The organism is Ruegeria sp. A3M17 (assembly GCF_003318255.1).
Classification (GTDB): domain Bacteria; phylum Pseudomonadota; class Alphaproteobacteria; order Rhodobacterales; family Rhodobacteraceae; genus Ruegeria.
The window spans coordinates 1-15,948 of record NZ_QOCF01000011.1; the positions used below are offsets into that span (position 1 = coordinate 1).

Below are 15,948 nucleotides of genomic sequence, written 5' to 3' on the forward strand. Positions count from 1 at the left end.
AATGCAAAGGGGTGCGTTTTAAATCGGTCATATCTCTAGCCTTTCGATCAGCGGGACTGGTCACGAACGACCATGACGGTGCAATGCGCGTTGCGCACGACACGGGCCAGGTTCGGGCCAATCTCATAATTCGGGAAATCGCCTTTGGTTGACGCCATGACGATCAGATCAAAGCCGTCCTTGTAGGCCAGCTTCAGGATTTCGCGGTAGACGCTGCCTTCTTCGACATGCACTTGCACGTCAGAAGCGTTGCCGTGATCCAGTATGGCCTGAACCGCATTGCGCACATGTTCTTTGGCGCCAGCGCCATAGTTGGCGGGCAGGTTCGGCAGCTGGATGATCTCGGGGATGACGGCGATCGCGTGCAGTTCAGCACCATAGAATTTCGCCTGTTCCAATGCGACAGGCAGGGCCAGTTTCCACGAGCGGTCGTCACTGTGATCAATTGGCAGCAGGATTTTCGTGGCCATCACGTCTCTCCTCGAGATATGGAATTCTGTTTGAGTGCGGGGGGCCGGCGCGGCCCCCCGTTTTATTTTGGGGCCGGATTACTCGGCAGGTGTTCCACCCGGTTCTTCGGACTTGCCACCCGAGGCAAAGAACTCTTTCGTCAGTTTGAAGACGATCGGGCTCAGCAATGCCAGGGCGATCAGGTTCGGGATGGCCATCATGGCGTTCAGCGTATCCGCCAGCAGCCAGACAAAGCCTAGATCTGCGGTCGCGCCGAAGTAGATCGCAATGATCCAGAGCACCCGGTAGGGGATCAGGGATTTGACACCCAGCAGGAACTCGACGCATTTCTCGCCATAGAACGACCAACCCAGAATGGTGGTGAAGGCAAAGATCGACAAGGCGATTGCGATCAGAGGGCCACCAATCCCAAATGGCAGAGAGACATGGAAAGCTAATGATGTCAGTGCCGCACCGGATTCACCAGAGGTCCATGCACCGGACGAGATGATTGCCAGACCGGTGATAGAGCAGACGATGATGGTGTCGATGAACGTCCCCAGCATCGCGATCAGGCCTTGGTTGACCGGACCTTTGGTCTCGGCTGCGGCGTGCGCGATCGGAGCGGAACCCAGACCGGCTTCGTTCGAGAATACACCACGTGCCACACCAAAGCGGATAGCGGCCCAAACGGCTGCACCAGCAAAACCACCTTCGGCGGCCGACGGGGTGAAGGCGTAGGTGAAGACTAGCGACAGGGCGTTGCCGATCTCGCCGATGTTGATCAGCAGAACCAGAAGACCAGCGATAATGTAGGCAATCGCCATGGCCGGAACCAGTTTACCGGCGACCGCACCGATGCGGGTGATGCCACCAAGGATCACTGCTGCGGTCAGAACCATCAGGACAATGCCGGTGACCGAAGTGTTCACGTCGAAATTCGATTCCAGAACCTGTGCCACCCCATTGGCCTGCACACCGTTGCCAATGCCGAAGGCCGCGATTGCGCCGAACAGGGCGAACGCACCGCCCAACCAGGCCCATTTCGCGCCGAGGCCGTTTTTGATGTAGTACATCGGGCCGCCGACAAAGTTGCCCAGTTCGTCCTTTTCGCGATACTTCACGGCCAGAACGGCTTCGGCATATTTGGTGGCCATGCCCACCAGGGCGGTCATCCACATCCAGAACAATGCGCCCGGACCGCCCAGGAAGACAGCAGTGGCCACACCGGCGATGTTGCCCGTACCGATGGTTGCCGACAGCGACGTCATCAGCGCGTTGAACGGGCTGATCTGACCATCACCTTGGCCTTCGCGGCCAGCAAACAGCAGCTTGAAGCCGGTGCCGACTTTCAGGATCGGCATGAATTTCAGCCCGACCTGCAGGAAGAAGCCGACGCCAAGGATGAGGACCAGCATCAGCGGCCCCCATACGACGCCATTGATGGCTCCTACGATTGAATTTAACGCTTCCATGGTTTCCCTCCCATTTGCGTTTGGTTTATGCCCCGTTGGCGATGGCCCGCTGGCGGGCCTGCTTGAGGGCGGCAAAATCTTCGTCGGCGTGGAACGAGGAACGTGTCAGCGGCGTCGCCGACACATGCAAAAAGCCCTTGGACCTTGCGATCTGTTCCAGTTGGGCGAACTCCTCCGGTGACCAGAACCGGTCAATTGGATGGTGTTTTGGGGTCGGCTGCAGGTATTGACCCACGGTCAGAAAATCGACCTGAGCCGCGCGCAGATCGTCCATGACCTGACGCACGTCATTCAGGCTCTCGCCCAGGCCAACCATCAGGCCGGATTTCGTGAAGATTTCTGGGTTGGCGCGCTTGGCATCATCCAGAAGTCGCAGTGAAGTATAGTAGCGTGCGCCGGGGCGAACGGTCGGGTACAGGTGCGGAACGGTTTCCAGATTGTGGTTGAACACGTCCGGGGCAGCATCGAACACCAGATCCGCCGCATCGCCTTTGCCCAGAAAATCAGGGGTCAAAACCTCGACCGTGGTGCCATGGTTCTGATGACGCACGGCACGGATGGTCTGGGCGATATGCTCGGCCCCGCCGTCTGCCAGATCATCGCGATCGACCGAGGTGATCACCACGTGGCGCAAGCCTAGTTTCTTAACCGCTGCAGCAACACGGCCCGGCTCGAACAGGTCCAGTGCATCGGGGCGCCCTGTTGAGACGTTGCAGAAGGAACAGCCGCGGGTGCAGACCTCGCCCATGATCATCATGGTGGCGTGGCGCTTGGACCAGCATTCGCCGATGTTGGGGCATGCAGCCTCTTCACAAACCGTCGTCAGATTGTGGTCGCGCATCAGGCGGCGGGTCTCGTAATATTCGGGCCCGTCGACCTTTTTCTTGCGAATCCACTTGGGCTTTCGCGGGATGACGCTGTCAGCCTTTTTGGCTTTTTCCGGATGGCGGGTGCGAAGCTGGATGGTCATCTGGCTGTTCCCTCTCAGGCGTGGATTGCGCGGCCCATGGCGTCCAGGCAGGCTTCTTTGACGGCCTCGCCCATTGCCGGATGCGCATGACAGGTTGAGGCGACTTCGCCGACGGTTGCGCCCTTGGTCATGGCCAGAACCAACTCGGCGATCAGGTCACCGCCATGTGCGCCGCAGATATGGGCGCCCAGGATTTTGCCTTTGGGGTCGGCCAGAACCTTGACGGCACCGTCCGTCTCGCCGGTCGAACGTGCGCGTGAGTTGGCCATGAAGGCAAACTTGCCAACCGAATATTCGGTGCCAGCCTCTTTCAGCGCTTCTTCAGTCAAACCGACCGAGGCGACCTCGGGGTCAGTATACACTACACCCGGAACGGTGTTGTAATCCACATGACCGGCTTCACCTGCCAGCATCTCGACACAGGCGACACCGTCTTCTTCGGCCTTGTGGGCAAGCATCGGGCCGGGGACACAGTCGCCGATTGCGTAGATGCCGGGAACCGAGGTGCGGAACGACGTGTCCACCTGAATAAAGCCGCGCGGGTCGAGAGCTATCCCCAGATCTTCCAACCCAAGCCCGCGCGATACGGGGCGGCGTCCGACGGCGATCAGAACCTTGTCGGCTTCGATCACCTCTTCCTTGTCTTTGCCGACCCGGTCCAGTGTCAGCGTCAATCCAACGTTGGTTCTGTCGATGGTTTTCAGTGCGCATCCCAGCTGAAACTTCAGGCCACGCTTTGACAGGGCGCGCTGAGCGAGTTTTGCTATCTCGCCGTCGATTCCGGGCAGAATGCGATCAAGATATTCAACAACTGTGACCTTCGCGCCCAACCGGGACCAGACCTGCCCAAGTTCCAGACCGATCACGCCGGCACCGACGACCACCAGATGTTCCGGAACCGTGTCCAACGCGATCGCTCCGGTCGAGCTGAGGATATCCTGCTCGTCAATCTCGATCCCGTTCAGCGGGGTGGGTTCTGAGCCGGTTGCGATCAAGATGTTCTTGGCTTCGTAGGTGTCGTCGCCGACTTTGACCTGACCGTCGGTGGGGATGCTGGCCCAGCCTTCGATCAGATCGACGCCGTTTTTCTTGAACAGAAATGCAATGCCCTTGGTCAGATCGCCGACGATCTTGTCCTTGCGACCCATCATCGAGCTCAGGTCGATGCTGGCCCCCTCGACAGCAATGCCATGGGAGGAGAGATGTGCAAGCTCGGAATATTTGGCCGAGGAGGTCAGCAACGCCTTGGAGGGTATGCACCCCACATTTAGACAAGTCCCGCCAAGCGAACCACGGCCTTCAACGCAGGCCACTTTCAGGCCCAGCTGTGCTGCGCGGATTGCTGCAACATATCCGCCGGGTCCGCCCCCGATGACGATGAGGTCGTAGATATTCATTGGGCAGTCTCTCAGTAGATCGGGTGGCTGGCGCAGAGTGCGCGGACGTTTTCGCGGGTTTCGGCTTCGATCTTCGCGTCGCCCTCGGGGGACTGAGCCAAGGCCTCGAGCACGTCGCCGATCAGGTGACCGATCTGTTTAAACTCTTCCGGTCCAAACCCGCGACTGCAGCCTGCTGCTGTGCCCAGCCGGATACCGCTGGTCACCGTGGGTTTTTGCGGATCGCCCGGCACGCTGTTCTTGTTGCAGGTGAACCCGGCACGCTCCAGCGCGGCTTCTGCGGCTTTGCCGGTCACGCCCAGCGGGCGCAGATCGACCAGCATTAGGTGGTTTTCCGTGCCGCCCGAAACGATGTCACATCCACGCGCCATCATGATGTTTGCCAGCGCCGATGCGCTGTCGACAACGCGTTGCATGTAGTCCTTGAATTCGGGCTTTAGCGCCTCGCCAAACGCGACGGCCTTACCGGCGATCACATGCATCAGGGGGCCGCCCTGAAGGCCGGGGAACACGGCCGAATTCATCTTTTTCGCCAGCGCTTCGTCATTCGTCAGAATGATCCCGCCGCGCGGACCGCGCAGGGTCTTGTGTGTGGTCGACGTGATCACATGCGCATGGCCGATGGGTGAGGGGTGCAGCCCGGTTGCGACAAGACCGGCGATATGGGCCATGTCAGCCAGTAGCCAAGCGCCGACCTCATCCGCAATGGCGCGGAAGCGGGCAAAATCGATCTTTTGCGAATAGGCGGATGCGCCAGCGATGATCAGTTGCGGCTTTTCGGCTTTCGCCAGTTCTTCGACCTGATCATAGTCTATCAGACCGGCATCGGTCAGGCCGTACTGAACCGGGCGGAACCACTTGCCGGATTGTGCTGGTTTGGCGCCGTGCGTCAGGTGGCCTCCTGCATCCAGTGACATGCCCAGGATCGTGTCGCCGGGGCTGAGCAGGGCCAGTTTGACGGCGCCGTTGGCTTGTGCGCCCGAATGCGGCTGAACGTTTGCGTATTCGCAGCCGAACAGCTGTTTCAGGCGGTCGATGGCCTCGGATTCAACTTCGTCTACAAATTCGCATCCGCCATAGTAGCGGCGGCCAGGGTATCCTTCGGCGTATTTGTTGGTCAGGACTGACCCCTGCGCGTCGATCACAGCTTGCGAGACAATATTCTCGGACGCGATCAATTCGATCTGTTCAGCCTGACGTTTGCCTTCTCGCGCAATTGACGCGGCGACAACCGGATCTGCTTCGGTAAGCGACGTTTTGAACATGGTTTCCTCCTCAGGCACCGAATCCTCAGTACGAAATTTTGTTTCCTATAGTGGAATTTGGGTAGCTAAAGCAACATTTATCTCACATTTGTGAAGTTGTGTGGTTTGAGGGAAATCTGTAACCTCTGATAAAACAGGGAGATTTTTATGGGCGACGAGACTCGCGGTGATGTTTCCACACCGGAAGATCAGGACGAAGGTGAGGTTCTGGGGCGTTCCATCCGCGACGCACGACGTGCAAAAGGCTGGACTTTGGAGGAGGCCGGACGCGCGGCGGGAATCGGTCGGTCCACCCTGTCGAAGATCGAGAACAACCAGACGCGGCCAAGTTTCGACATCGTGCGCAGGCTGACACAGGCGCTGGATATGAGCACACCGCAGCTGTTTCTGCAGTCCGGGCAATCGGGGATTTCGGGAAGGCGCGACTTTACCCCGAAAGGTGAAGGCGAGATAAAAAGCACACCGACCTATTTGCACGAATTGCTGTGTCCCGAGCTGACCAGTAAGCGGATGCTGCCCTATATCGCGACAATCAAAGCCCGCGACCTGTCAGAGTTCGAAAACTGGATCCGTCATACAGGTGAAGAGTTCATGTATGTCATCAGTGGCGAGCTGATCTTTGTATCAGAGCATTATCGCCCTCTGCCGATGAAGGCTGGTGACTCGCTTTATTATGACAGCGGAATGGGGCACGGGTGCATTTCAACCAGTGAGGAAGACGCGAAAGTGCTGTGGGTGTCACTCGAATAAGCGCGACCCACAAGGCATGAAAAAAGCAGCCCCAGCGGCCGCTTTTTGTAGGATAAGACGGTCTCTGGGTCAGGTGTGGCCCAGTACCTTGCGGGCAATGCGGAAACACTCCAGCGCTTGTGGAACGCCACAGTAGATGCCAATCACATGGATGATGGCACGGATTTCCTCAGGCGAGACCCCGTTGTTGATCGCGCCTTTGCAGTGAATTTCCCATTCATGCATCTTCCCAAGCGCGCCGATCATGGACAGGTTCATCATCGATCGCGTTTTGGCATCGATCACGTCATCGCCCCAGCCAAACCCCCAGCACCACGCCGTCATCGCTTCTTGAAACGGGCGGGTAAAGTCATCGGCCGCCGCCAGGTTCTTTTCCACATATTCCGCACCAAGCGTGTTCTTGCGCTGCTCCAGGCCTTTCAGGAACAGGTCTTCGTCAAAAATATCTGCCATGTATGGTCTCCGTTCGGTCAAGGCGTCATACCGTATCTAGATCGACTATGTCTTGGTTTCACCCGTTGCAGGAATCGCGCGCAACGTAGGCTTTGGTCAATCCCAAGGTGGCTGCCATGTCCGATCCCATCCCTGTGCGCCCGCTGGGCCGCTCCAGACTGTGCCGTCGATTATTTCACCTGCTATAAAATATTGTTCCCCAACACGAATGTTTTCATCGACGGTGCAACTATTCTTCACATGGGCAACCCGCACGCGTTGATCTGATTTTGCACTCTTTAAGGGATTGATAACTTTTACATAAACTACTTCGGCTAGGCAAAGGCGCTCTCCAGAAAAACACGAAGGCTCAGTTGTCAGCTCGGAGATCTCGACGAAAGCGACAAATTGGGAATGCTTTGCTTTTGTTGGCAAATGCTCAAGAAACGTCCGTTCGCCCGTATATACACCACATGCGGCTGAGGGGGACGTCAGACAAATTGCAATCGCCAACGCGGAAGAAAATATACTAAGCCTGCCCATCCACCGCCTCGCGCATCCATTGTTGCAACCGGGCAATTGAGTGTTCCGACATCACCCCACAACTGGGGTCCAGCACAAGCGGACCGGGGCGATACCCGCGGGATTTCAGGCCGCGATGGACACTCTCGACCAGATGGATGTCTTCCTCGACTGTGGTCTCCCGGTCTTGCACGGCCAGTTGCCGGATCACCGCACTTTCGGATCCACCCTCGGTGTACCAGCCGCGCCAGACGGTGCAGTGATCGGCATCAATGGCGCGCCAGTGATAAGTGTTCAGCACATTGCCGGGATAGCATTGGAACGAGAACATCGGCCACAAGAACCATGACTGGTAGTCGCCGGCACGCGGCACCGACAGGTCGATCGGGTAGGTCATCTTGTCGAGACTTTGGCATTCGGTCGTATGACGCAGCACGTAACCGCCGCCTGCATCGGGCTGGATGTCGTAGGTCTCAGGTTTGACCATACCCTCGGCAAAGGTCGGGTGGTTGGTCGGGCAGTGATAGCACTCCGAATAATTCTCGATACTGACTTTCCAGTTGCAGTTTTCCAGGATTTCGACCCACTCCAGCGGTTCCAGATCGTCGATATGCGGAACGAACGCGCGGATTTCCTCGCGCACGCCGGGGTACCAGTCGTCCATTGGAGCGGCATCGTCGTCGAGATTGACGAAGATGAATCCGTTGAATACCTCGGTCCGAACCGAGGTCAGGCAGATGGCGCTGCGATCAAAACCCGGAACGGACTTGATGTTGGGTCCAGCGCGTAATTGGCCTGACAGCTCATAGGTCCACGCGTGATAGGGGCAGACCACGACGCGGGTGTTGCCTGCGCCTGTTACCATCTCATGTGCGCGATGCTGGCACACGTTATAGAACGTGCGAATTTCGCCGTCTCGGCCCCGAATGCAGAACAGGTTTTGCCCGGCGATTTCAAAAGCAAAGTAATCGCCCGATTCCCGGACCTGCGCCACGTGCCCGGCAAACTGCCACGTGCGGGCCAAAAGCCCCTGCATCTCCTGCTCGAAAATGGCGGGGTCGGTATAATACCGCGCGTCGAGCGAATGCGTCAGAGGGGCGTTCATTCGGGTTCCTCCGCGTAAAGGCCAAGCTGGTGGCGGCGAAGATGAAACCGTTCTACCCGCTCGACGATCTCATCGCTGGACACGGCGATCACAAAGGACAGCAGCGTTTCCAGCACAGCGATGGTCGATACGGAGGACGGGAAGAATTGCGGCGTGTCAGCAGCCACGACAAAACCATGCTGTGCGTTCAGGATCACAGGGCTGGCCGGACTGTCCGAGATGCCGATGACCGTCAGCCCCTGTTGCCGCGCCAGCTTGATCGCGTCGATGACTTCGGTGCGGTAGGGATGGCAGGTAATCGCGATCAGTACGTCCTGCTGGTCAGCCCAAGCCAGATCATCCACCGGGGTCGAGCCGGGGCGGGGTATGGCGTGGAACTGTTTCATGCCGGTTGAGGCCAGATAGGTGAAGTTGCGCGCGTTCGAATTGTTGACGCCCACACCCAGTGTGAAAATCTGGCGACAATTCCAGATATCCTCGGCCGCGGCCTTCAGGTTTGCGGCGTCGATCCCGGCAAAGGTTTCTTCGATATTGCAGATCGCGGCGCCGATCATGTCGGCATAGAGGCCACCCAGTTCCCCCGACTTGCCGATGTCCTGCAACCAGCGGGCGCGGTCCGGAAACGACACACGGCCCTGCCGGATCGCATCCCGAAACGGGGCGCGGAAATCTTCGTAGCCTTCGAACCCCACCTGCTGGGCCATCCGCACGAAGGTGTTCGGTTTTACTCTGGCGGCCTCGGCAATCTCGCGCACAGTAGAAACCCCAACGTCCGTTGGGTTTTCCAGCACGTAGCGCGCGGCCTTCTGCGCTTCCGGCGTTAGCGCGTCCCATTCTTCGGACAAGCGATCCAGAACAGTTGATGATACATTTGTGTCATTCATGATTGACGATGGTACATCTGTGGAATTAGCCTGTCGAGCAGAAACGCGACTCGGGAAGAGGAAAAATCATGTCCGAGAAGAATCTGCCGTCCCATACACGCGTGGTGATTGTCGGTGGCGGCGTCATGGGGGTCGGTCTGGCCTATCATCTGGCGCATGAAGGTTGGGGCGGTGATACCGTCCTGCTTGAAAAAGCCGAGCTGACCAGCGGCAGCACCTGGCACGCCGCTGGGCAGATCACGCATTCGACGTCCAGTTTTGGGTTGGGCAAATGCGTCGACTACAACATCGGTTTGTATTCCGGCCTGCTGGAGGCCGAGACCGGCCAGCCGGTGACATGGCATGGCTGCGGCTCGTTTCGGTTGGCCTATACCCAGGATGAGATGGACTGGCTGCGGCATACGCTGTCGGTGGGCCGGTCGCTGGGGTTCAACATTGAACTGGTCGGACCTGAAAAAGTGGCCGAACTGCACCCGTTCTACAATCTCGAAGACGTATTGGGTGCGCTATACACGCCGGATGATGGGCATGTGGACCCGACCAACGTCACCATGGCGATGGCGACCGGCGCGCGTCAGAAGGGCGTGCGCATATTCCGCAATTGCCGTGCGACCAACATCACGCAGGCCGCGAATGGCGAATGGTTGGTTGAGACCGAGCGGGGCACCATCACCTGCGAGCATGTGGTGAACGCTGGCGGCACCTATGCACGTCAGATGGGCGAATGGTCGGGTCTGCAGCTGCCTATGACCTCGATGACGCACCATTACTTTGTGACCGAGCCGGTGCCCGAGTTTCAGAACCTGGACAAAGAATTGCCGGTGATCCGCGATGATCGCAAGGTCTCGGGCTATATCCGGATGGAGCAGCAGCGCGGCCTGATCGGGATTTACGAGAAAGAGAACCCGAACTCGGTTTGGCACGATCACTGCCCGTGGGAATACGAGAACTGGTTGTTCGACGCGGATTACGACCGGGTGATGCCGTGGCTTGAGGAAAGTCTGAACCGCATGCCGATCTTTGCCGAGTTGGGCATTCAGCGCGATGTGCATGGGGCGATTTCGCATCCGCCCGATGGCAACCCTCTGATCGGGCCGGCGCCGGGTGTGCGGAACTATTGGTGTTGTTGCGGGACGCAGATCGGCATCGGCTGGGGGCCGGGTTTGACCCGCGAGTTGGCACGCTGGATGGTGCATGGCGCGGCCGATATCTCGATGCGCGACTTCGACCCGCGCCGGTTCGGCAGCTATGCGACCAAGAATTGGCAGGTGATCAAGGCTGAGGAAGATTACTGCCTGCGCCACGAGATCCCGTTCCCGCATTTCAACCGTTTGGAAGGGCGTCCGATCAAGCCGTCGCCTCTCTATGATCTGTTGAATTCCAAGGGTGCTGTACATGAAGAGGTTTATGGCTTTGAGCGCCCCCGCTGGTTCGCGCGGGATGAGGTCGAGCAGCGTGATCACTACTCCTTCCGCCGGACCCCTGCGGATGACATGGTCGCGGCTGAGGTCAAGGCGGTGCGCGAACGCGTGGGCATCATGGACGTGACCGCCTTCACCAAGGTCGAAGTCTCGGGCCCTGATGCCTACGCGCTGGTGGACCGGCTGATCGCCAACCGGATGCCGCAAAAGGTCGGCTCAATCACGCTGACGCATATGCTGAACCGCCGTGGTCGGATCGAGTTGGAGACCACGATTGTTCGCATGGCCGAAGACCGCTTCTATCTGGTCTGCGCCGCCTTCTTTGAACAGCGTCTGCTGGATCATCTGGCACAACAGCGCGCGCACGAGGATGTTCAGATAATCGCGTTGTCCACCGATTGGTCGGCCGTGTCGCTGAACGGTCCCCGGTCGCGCGACGTTCTAGGGCAATGTGCCGATGCCGATCTGACCAACGCTGGTTTCCGCTGGTTGTCGGCACAGGAAATCACCGTCGCGGGTCACAAGGTCTGGGCCTTCCGCATGTCCTATGCCGGTGAGTTGGGGTGGGAATTGCACATGCACAATGCCGCCTGCCTCGATGTCTACAATGCGCTTTGGGCAGCGGGTGAGCCGCACGGCATCGCTGACTATGGCAGCTTTGCCATGAACGTGATGCGGATGGAGAAGGGGTTCAAAGGCGCGGGCGAGCTGACCAACGAGGTCACGCTGGCTGAGGCTGACGTGCTGCGCTTTGCGCGTACAGACAAAGATTATCTGGGCAAAGACAAAACCTTGAACGCCGATTTGCCATGGGTCTGCGCGTATCTGCAGATCGAGCCGGATGGTGAAATTGACGGCCACGGTGGAGAAGCGGTGATGCTGGATGGACGCGTTGTGGGTTCAACAGCCTCGGTCGTCTATGGGCACACGGTGGGCAAGATCCTGGCCTTTGCGTACATCAAGCCCGAGGCTTCCGACCCCGGCACCGAATTGGAGGTCGTCATCCACGGCCAACCCCGCGCGGCCCGTGTTCTGGGCGAACCTGCTTACGATCCGCAAAGCCTGCTGCCCCGCACCGACGCTATTCTGGAGACTGCATAATGAGCTTGCCTGACACAATGAAGGCCATGGTCACGATGGGCCATGGCGGCTTGGAACAAATGGTGCTGCATAAGGACTGGCCGCGCCCGGAACCCGCGGCCGGCGAGGTGTTGATCAAAGTCGCTGCCTGCGGGCTAAACAACACGGACGTCAATACGCGGTCCGGCTGGTACTCAAAAGCCGTGACCGATGCGACTACGGGCAGCGCGTTCGAGGAAGTTAGTGACGAGGATCCGACATGGGGCGGCGCGCCCATCACTTTTCCCCGAATCCAAGGGGCTGATATCTGCGGGGAAATCGTCGCCGCGGGTGGCGGTGTCGATCCCGGGCTGATCGGTCAACGCGTTATCACCGATGGCTGGCTGCGCGACCCGTCTGATCCGGGCAATAAGGACAAAACCGGCTATTTCGGCTCGGAACGGGACGGTGGATTCGCCGAATATGCCACGACCTTGGCGGTTAACGCGGTGCCGATCCGGTCCGACCTGTCGGATGCCGAACTGGCCACGTTCTCGTGTTCCTATTCGACCGCCGAAGGCATGCTGACCCGCGCAAATGTAACTGACACTGACACGGTTCTGGTGCCCGGAGCCTCGGGCGGAGTTGGCGGTGCCTTGGTGCAACTGGCCAAACGCCGGGGTGCACGGGTGATCGCGATGGCGTCGGATGCAAAACACGCAGACGTTGCCGAACTGGGTGCCGACAAAATCTTGTCTCGTGCCCCGGAAAATCTGCGCGCGGCGCTTGGCGATGAAAAGGTCACCGTTGTGGCCGATGTGGTTGGTGGCCCCTACTGGCCCAACCTGATCGACGTTCTGGAACGTGGGGGGCGCTATACCTGCTCGGGCGCGATTGCCGGGCCGATGGTCGAATTCGATCTGCGCACGTTCTACCTGCGTGACCTGACCTTCACCGGCTCTACCGTGATTGACCCGCAGGTGATGCGTAACATCGTTCAGTATATCGAGGCCGGTGAGATCAAGCCCGCCCTGGCCGCGACCTATCCCCTGGAAGAGTTGCGCGAGGCACAGGCCGCTTTCATTGCCAAGCAGCACACCGGGAACATCGTGGTGATCCCATGACGATGGACGACGTTCTCGAAGCTGCCCGACAGCTGCATCAATCACATCCTGAACTTTCAGAATTCGGCGCTTGGCCTGATGACCTTACGCCGGCCGATCTGGAGCCATACCAAATCCCAGCCGTTGAACTCGTTCAGCAAATTGACTTCGCGACCGGGCACGCAACGCGATCCCTTTCAGACGCGATCAGGGCAACCGCACATCTGGCGCGGTGGCAACACACCTATACTGAGGAGGAGGTCGGAGCCGATTTCCTCAATCGCTATGGCTATTATGAGCTGTTCGGCCCAACCGGGCATTTCCACTCGACCCAAATGCGCGGCTACGTCGCTTACTGGGGGGCGGGTCTGGATTATGATTGGCACAGCCATCAGGCCGAAGAGCTCTATCTGATCGTGGGCGGCGGGGCGATGTTCCGCGTCGAAGAAGACGAGACTTACGTCGGCCCCAATCAGACACGACATCACAGCAGCTGGCAAAGCCACGCCATGACAACAACCGAACAGTCAATCCTGACCTTTGTCCTTTGGCGAGGTGATGGATTGAACGATTTGCCCAGAATGGACGCCGCATGAAAATCTCCCGCATCCGCATTTACCAATCCAGGCTGCCATATGTAGGCGGCGCTTACGTTTGGGGTGCGGGTAATGCGATCGAAACGGCCATAGCCTCGGTTGTGGTCATCGATACGGATGCGGGTCTTCAAGGTTGTGGAGAGTTCACACCCTGTGGCAAAAACTATATGGTGGCGCATTCTGAAGGCGTGCTTGCGCTGGCCCGGCTTGTGGCCACGAAACTGCTGGGCGAAGACCCACGCCAGGTGGGACGGATCGAACAACTTTTGGATCATCTGGTGCAGGGCCACGGTTATGCAAAGGCCCCGTTCGATGCAGCATGCTGGGACATTCTGGGGCAAGCTTGCGATCAACCCGTTTGGATGTTGCTGGGCGGCAAGTTGACCGATGGCGCGCCGATGTACCGGGTAGCGCCGCAGAAAGCTGTGGATGAGACAGTCGCCGAAATGGATCGATTCCGCGCGCAGGGCTATCGCCAGTTTCAGGTCAAAGTGGGCGGAGATTGGGCGACCGACATAGACCGCATTCGGACAACTGTGCCTTTGCTGATGTCCGGTGAAGTAGCGATGGCCGATGCCAATCAGGGCTGGCGCGTGGATAACGCAATTCGGGTGGCGCGGGCAACGCGGGATCTGGACTACATCCTGGAACAACCCTGCCGTACCTATGAGGAATGCCGGCAGGTGCGCCGCGTGGCCGAGCAACCGATGAAGCTGGATGAATGTCTCACCGGTATACACATGGCGCAGCGCATCGTCGCGGATCGCGGGGCCGAGATCTGCTGTCTCAAAATTTCCAACCTCGGCGGGATCAGCAAAGCGCGGCGGGTGCGAGACTATCTGGTAGAGAACCGTATTGCTGTGGTCTGCGAGGATACATGGGGTGGTGAAATTGCGACCTCGGCAGTCGCCCATTTTGCAGCCTCGACATCGCCCGAATACCTGCAGAACACCACCGACTTGATGAACTACAACACACGATCCACCGGAATCGGCGGACCAATGTCGCGGAATGGCAAGCTCTATGCCTCGGATGCCCCAGGAATGGGCGTAGTGCCCGATTTCGAATGCCTCGGTGCGCCGATTGAGGAGTTCAGCCTATGAGACCGCAAGCCGTTGCAACCCAAATGATTGATGACGCCCGCGTGCGTGTGACGCGATTTGACTTTGCGCCGGGGGCCGAAACGGGATGGCATCGTCACGCAATGGATTACGTCATCACCGCCGTAACCGATTGCCATATGCGGCTGGAACTGCCCGATGGTTCGGTCAACGAAGTAACGGTTGCTGCAGGAGTAACTTATCGCCGCGACGAAGGTGTCGAACACAACGTGATCAATGCCGGGGATGCGCCGATGATCTTTGTTGAAGTGGAACTGAAATGAAAATCACACGTCTCTCGGTCTACCATGTCGACCTACCGCTTGAGCATCCCTACTGGTTGTCCGGTGGCCGGCTGAAGTTCGACGTGCTGGATGCAACGTTGGCCAAAATCGAAACCGATACGGGTCTGACCGGCTGGGGCGAGGGTACGCCGTGGGGGCACACATATGTCCCGGCACACGGGCCGGGTATTCGCGCCGGGATTGAGACGATGGCGCCATTCATTCTGGGCCTTGATCCGCGTCGGGTGCTGGATGTCGAACGGGCGATGGATATCGCTCTGCCCGGCCACCTCTATGCCAAAAGCCCCATAGATATGGCTTGCTGGGATATTGCGGGTCAGGCCGCCGGTCTGCCAATTGCCGATCTGATGGGCGGCGGGTCTCGCACACCGCGCCCAATTGCCTCGTCGGTCGGCGCGAAGACCGTCGAAGAAACGCGTGAAGTGATGGAACGCTATCGCAGCCGGGGCTACGTTGCGCATTCGGTCAAAATCGGCGGCGATGTAGAACGCGACATTGCCCGCGTCCGCGACGTGGAAAGCATCCGACGCCCCGGCGAGATCGTCCTTTATGACGTAAACCGCGGCTGGACCCGCCAACAAGCCTTGCGGGTGATGAGCGCCTGTGAGGACTTGAACGTGATGTTTGAACAGCCCTGCGAGTCGCTGGACGATATCGCCGCGATCTCGGGCCGCCATGCCTCACCCGTTTCGGTGGATGAAAGTCTTGTGACCCTGCAAGACGCCGCCCGCATTGCCCGCGAAGGGTTGGCTGAGGTGTTCGGAATAAAGCTGAACCGTGTCGGTGGCCTGACCAAGGCGGCACGGATGCGGGACATCGCGTTGGCGCATGGAATCGACATGTTCGTGATGGCCACCGGTGGTTCGGTTTTGGCCGATACCGAGGCCTTGCATCTGGCGGCCACCATCCCGGATGAAAATTGCCACGCCGTCTGGGCCTGTCAGGACATGATCACCGTCGATGTCGCTGGCGGGCGAGGCCCACGAAACATCGATGGCCATCTGCATTTACCAGAGGCGCCGGGACTTGGTGTGCGCCCTGACGAAGATGCATTGGGCGATCCCGTCGGGGTTTATCATTGAGGATCATCAGGATAACGCTCTGGGCCGTCAAT

At 58.8% G+C, this 15,948-nt stretch carries 16 protein-coding genes; 7 read left to right on the plus strand and 9 right to left on the minus strand.

Features of this window, described 5'->3' with window-relative positions; translation table 11 throughout:
* Positions 1-47: 47 nt before the first annotated feature.
* From DS906_RS06100 to glyA, 5 genes are all read right to left on the minus strand, one after another.
* The gene (locus DS906_RS06100) at positions 48-470 is read right to left on the minus strand and encodes a universal stress protein (protein ID WP_113789340.1); all 423 of its coding nucleotides are present in this window, start codon (positions 468-470) and stop codon (positions 48-50) included.
* Positions 471-548: 78 nt separating this feature from the next.
* Positions 549-1,925, minus strand: coding sequence for a sodium:alanine symporter family protein (locus DS906_RS06105; RefSeq protein ID WP_113789341.1), 1,377 nt, complete (start codon positions 1,923-1,925; stop codon positions 549-551).
* A gap of 25 nt (positions 1,926-1,950) precedes the next feature.
* Positions 1,951-2,895, minus strand: a complete 945-nt coding sequence (gene lipA, locus DS906_RS06110; RefSeq protein ID WP_113789342.1) for a lipoyl synthase — start codon at positions 2,893-2,895, stop codon at positions 1,951-1,953.
* Positions 2,896-2,909: 14 nt separating this feature from the next.
* Entirely contained in the window at positions 2,910-4,292 is a 1,383-nt protein-coding gene (gene lpdA, locus DS906_RS06115) for a dihydrolipoyl dehydrogenase (RefSeq protein ID WP_113789343.1), read from the minus strand.
* An 11-nt stretch (positions 4,293-4,303) separates the two neighbouring features.
* Entirely contained in the window at positions 4,304-5,557 is a 1,254-nt protein-coding gene (glyA, locus tag DS906_RS06120) for a serine hydroxymethyltransferase (RefSeq protein WP_113789344.1), read from the minus strand.
* Positions 5,558-5,704: 147 nt separating this feature from the next.
* Here glyA and DS906_RS06125 point away from each other — a divergent pair, with 147 nt between their 5' ends.
* Positions 5,705-6,307, plus strand: a complete 603-nt coding sequence (locus DS906_RS06125) for a helix-turn-helix domain-containing protein (protein ID WP_113789345.1) — start codon at positions 5,705-5,707, stop codon at positions 6,305-6,307.
* A gap of 69 nt (positions 6,308-6,376) precedes the next feature.
* Here DS906_RS06125 and DS906_RS06130 read toward each other — a convergent pair whose 3' ends face one another.
* The 4 genes from DS906_RS06130 to DS906_RS06140 form a co-directional block, all read right to left on the minus strand.
* On the minus strand, positions 6,377-6,760 hold the full coding sequence (locus DS906_RS06130) for a carboxymuconolactone decarboxylase family protein (protein ID WP_113789346.1): 384 nt from the start codon (positions 6,758-6,760) through the stop codon (positions 6,377-6,379).
* 96 nt (positions 6,761-6,856) lie between these two features.
* A complete protein-coding gene (locus tag DS906_RS22030) occupies positions 6,857-7,282 on the minus strand; it encodes a hypothetical protein (protein ID WP_147235188.1) in 426 nt (141 codons plus the stop codon).
* The gene (locus tag DS906_RS06135; RefSeq protein WP_113789347.1) at positions 7,269-8,366 is read right to left on the minus strand and encodes an aromatic ring-hydroxylating dioxygenase subunit alpha; all 1,098 of its coding nucleotides are present in this window, start codon (positions 8,364-8,366) and stop codon (positions 7,269-7,271) included. The genes DS906_RS22030 and DS906_RS06135 overlap by 14 nt, the downstream gene beginning before the upstream one ends.
* Positions 8,363-9,250 carry a MurR/RpiR family transcriptional regulator gene (locus tag DS906_RS06140; RefSeq protein ID WP_113789348.1) on the minus strand — a complete coding sequence of 296 codons (888 nt, stop codon included), beginning with the start codon at positions 9,248-9,250 and terminating at the stop codon, positions 8,363-8,365. The genes DS906_RS06135 and DS906_RS06140 overlap by 4 nt, the downstream gene beginning before the upstream one ends.
* 68 nt (positions 9,251-9,318) lie before the next feature.
* Here DS906_RS06140 and DS906_RS06145 point away from each other — a divergent pair, with 68 nt between their 5' ends.
* The 6 genes from DS906_RS06145 to DS906_RS06170 are packed head-to-tail and all read left to right on the plus strand — an operon-like array spanning position 9,319 to position 15,916.
* Entirely contained in the window at positions 9,319-11,772 is a 2,454-nt protein-coding gene (locus DS906_RS06145; RefSeq protein ID WP_113789349.1) for an FAD-dependent oxidoreductase, read from the plus strand.
* A complete protein-coding gene (locus DS906_RS06150; protein ID WP_233494702.1) occupies positions 11,772-12,854 on the plus strand; it encodes an alcohol dehydrogenase family protein in 1,083 nt (360 codons plus the stop codon). The genes DS906_RS06145 and DS906_RS06150 overlap by 1 nt, the downstream gene beginning before the upstream one ends.
* Positions 12,851-13,429, plus strand: coding sequence for a dimethylsulfonioproprionate lyase family protein (locus tag DS906_RS06155; protein ID WP_113789350.1), 579 nt, complete (start codon positions 12,851-12,853; stop codon positions 13,427-13,429). Before DS906_RS06150 ends, DS906_RS06155 begins: the two co-directional genes overlap by 4 nt.
* A complete protein-coding gene (locus tag DS906_RS06160; RefSeq protein WP_113789351.1) occupies positions 13,426-14,532 on the plus strand; it encodes a mandelate racemase/muconate lactonizing enzyme family protein in 1,107 nt (368 codons plus the stop codon). The genes DS906_RS06155 and DS906_RS06160 overlap by 4 nt, the downstream gene beginning before the upstream one ends.
* Positions 14,529-14,813, plus strand: a complete 285-nt coding sequence (locus DS906_RS06165) for a cupin domain-containing protein (protein ID WP_233494703.1) — start codon at positions 14,529-14,531, stop codon at positions 14,811-14,813. Before DS906_RS06160 ends, DS906_RS06165 begins: the two co-directional genes overlap by 4 nt.
* Positions 14,810-15,916: a mandelate racemase/muconate lactonizing enzyme family protein gene (locus DS906_RS06170; protein ID WP_113789352.1), complete on the plus strand. Its 1,107-nt coding sequence runs from the start codon at positions 14,810-14,812 to the stop codon at positions 15,914-15,916. Before DS906_RS06165 ends, DS906_RS06170 begins: the two co-directional genes overlap by 4 nt.
* Positions 15,917-15,948: the final 32 nt, after the last annotated feature.

What these genes read in the sequence shown, in the direction of transcription:
- DS906_RS06100 (WP_113789340.1), bottom strand. Translation starts at nt 470, where the DNA reads ATGGCCACGAAAATCCTGCTGCCAATTGATCACAGTGACGACCGCTCG.
- DS906_RS06105 (WP_113789341.1), bottom strand. Translation starts at nt 1,925, where the DNA reads ATGGAAGCGTTAAATTCAATCGTAGGAGCCATCAATGGCGTCGTATGG.
- lipA (WP_113789342.1), bottom strand. Translation starts at nt 2,895, where the DNA reads ATGACCATCCAGCTTCGCACCCGCCATCCGGAAAAAGCCAAAAAGGCT.
- lpdA (WP_113789343.1), bottom strand. Translation starts at nt 4,292, where the DNA reads ATGAATATCTACGACCTCATCGTCATCGGGGGCGGACCCGGCGGATAT.
- glyA (WP_113789344.1), bottom strand. Translation starts at nt 5,557, where the DNA reads ATGTTCAAAACGTCGCTTACCGAAGCAGATCCGGTTGTCGCCGCGTCA.
- DS906_RS06125 (WP_113789345.1), top strand. Translation starts at nt 5,705, where the DNA reads ATGGGCGACGAGACTCGCGGTGATGTTTCCACACCGGAAGATCAGGAC.
- DS906_RS06130 (WP_113789346.1), bottom strand. Translation starts at nt 6,760, where the DNA reads ATGGCAGATATTTTTGACGAAGACCTGTTCCTGAAAGGCCTGGAGCAG.
- DS906_RS22030 (WP_147235188.1), bottom strand. Translation starts at nt 7,282, where the DNA reads ATGGGCAGGCTTAGTATATTTTCTTCCGCGTTGGCGATTGCAATTTGT.
- DS906_RS06135 (WP_113789347.1), bottom strand. Translation starts at nt 8,366, where the DNA reads ATGAACGCCCCTCTGACGCATTCGCTCGACGCGCGGTATTATACCGAC.
- DS906_RS06140 (WP_113789348.1), bottom strand. Translation starts at nt 9,250, where the DNA reads ATGAATGACACAAATGTATCATCAACTGTTCTGGATCGCTTGTCCGAA.
- DS906_RS06145 (WP_113789349.1), top strand. Translation starts at nt 9,319, where the DNA reads ATGTCCGAGAAGAATCTGCCGTCCCATACACGCGTGGTGATTGTCGGT.
- DS906_RS06150 (WP_233494702.1), top strand. Translation starts at nt 11,772, where the DNA reads ATGAGCTTGCCTGACACAATGAAGGCCATGGTCACGATGGGCCATGGC.
- DS906_RS06155 (WP_113789350.1), top strand. Translation starts at nt 12,851, where the DNA reads ATGACGATGGACGACGTTCTCGAAGCTGCCCGACAGCTGCATCAATCA.
- DS906_RS06160 (WP_113789351.1), top strand. Translation starts at nt 13,426, where the DNA reads ATGAAAATCTCCCGCATCCGCATTTACCAATCCAGGCTGCCATATGTA.
- DS906_RS06165 (WP_233494703.1), top strand. Translation starts at nt 14,529, where the DNA reads ATGAGACCGCAAGCCGTTGCAACCCAAATGATTGATGACGCCCGCGTG.
- DS906_RS06170 (WP_113789352.1), top strand. Translation starts at nt 14,810, where the DNA reads ATGAAAATCACACGTCTCTCGGTCTACCATGTCGACCTACCGCTTGAG.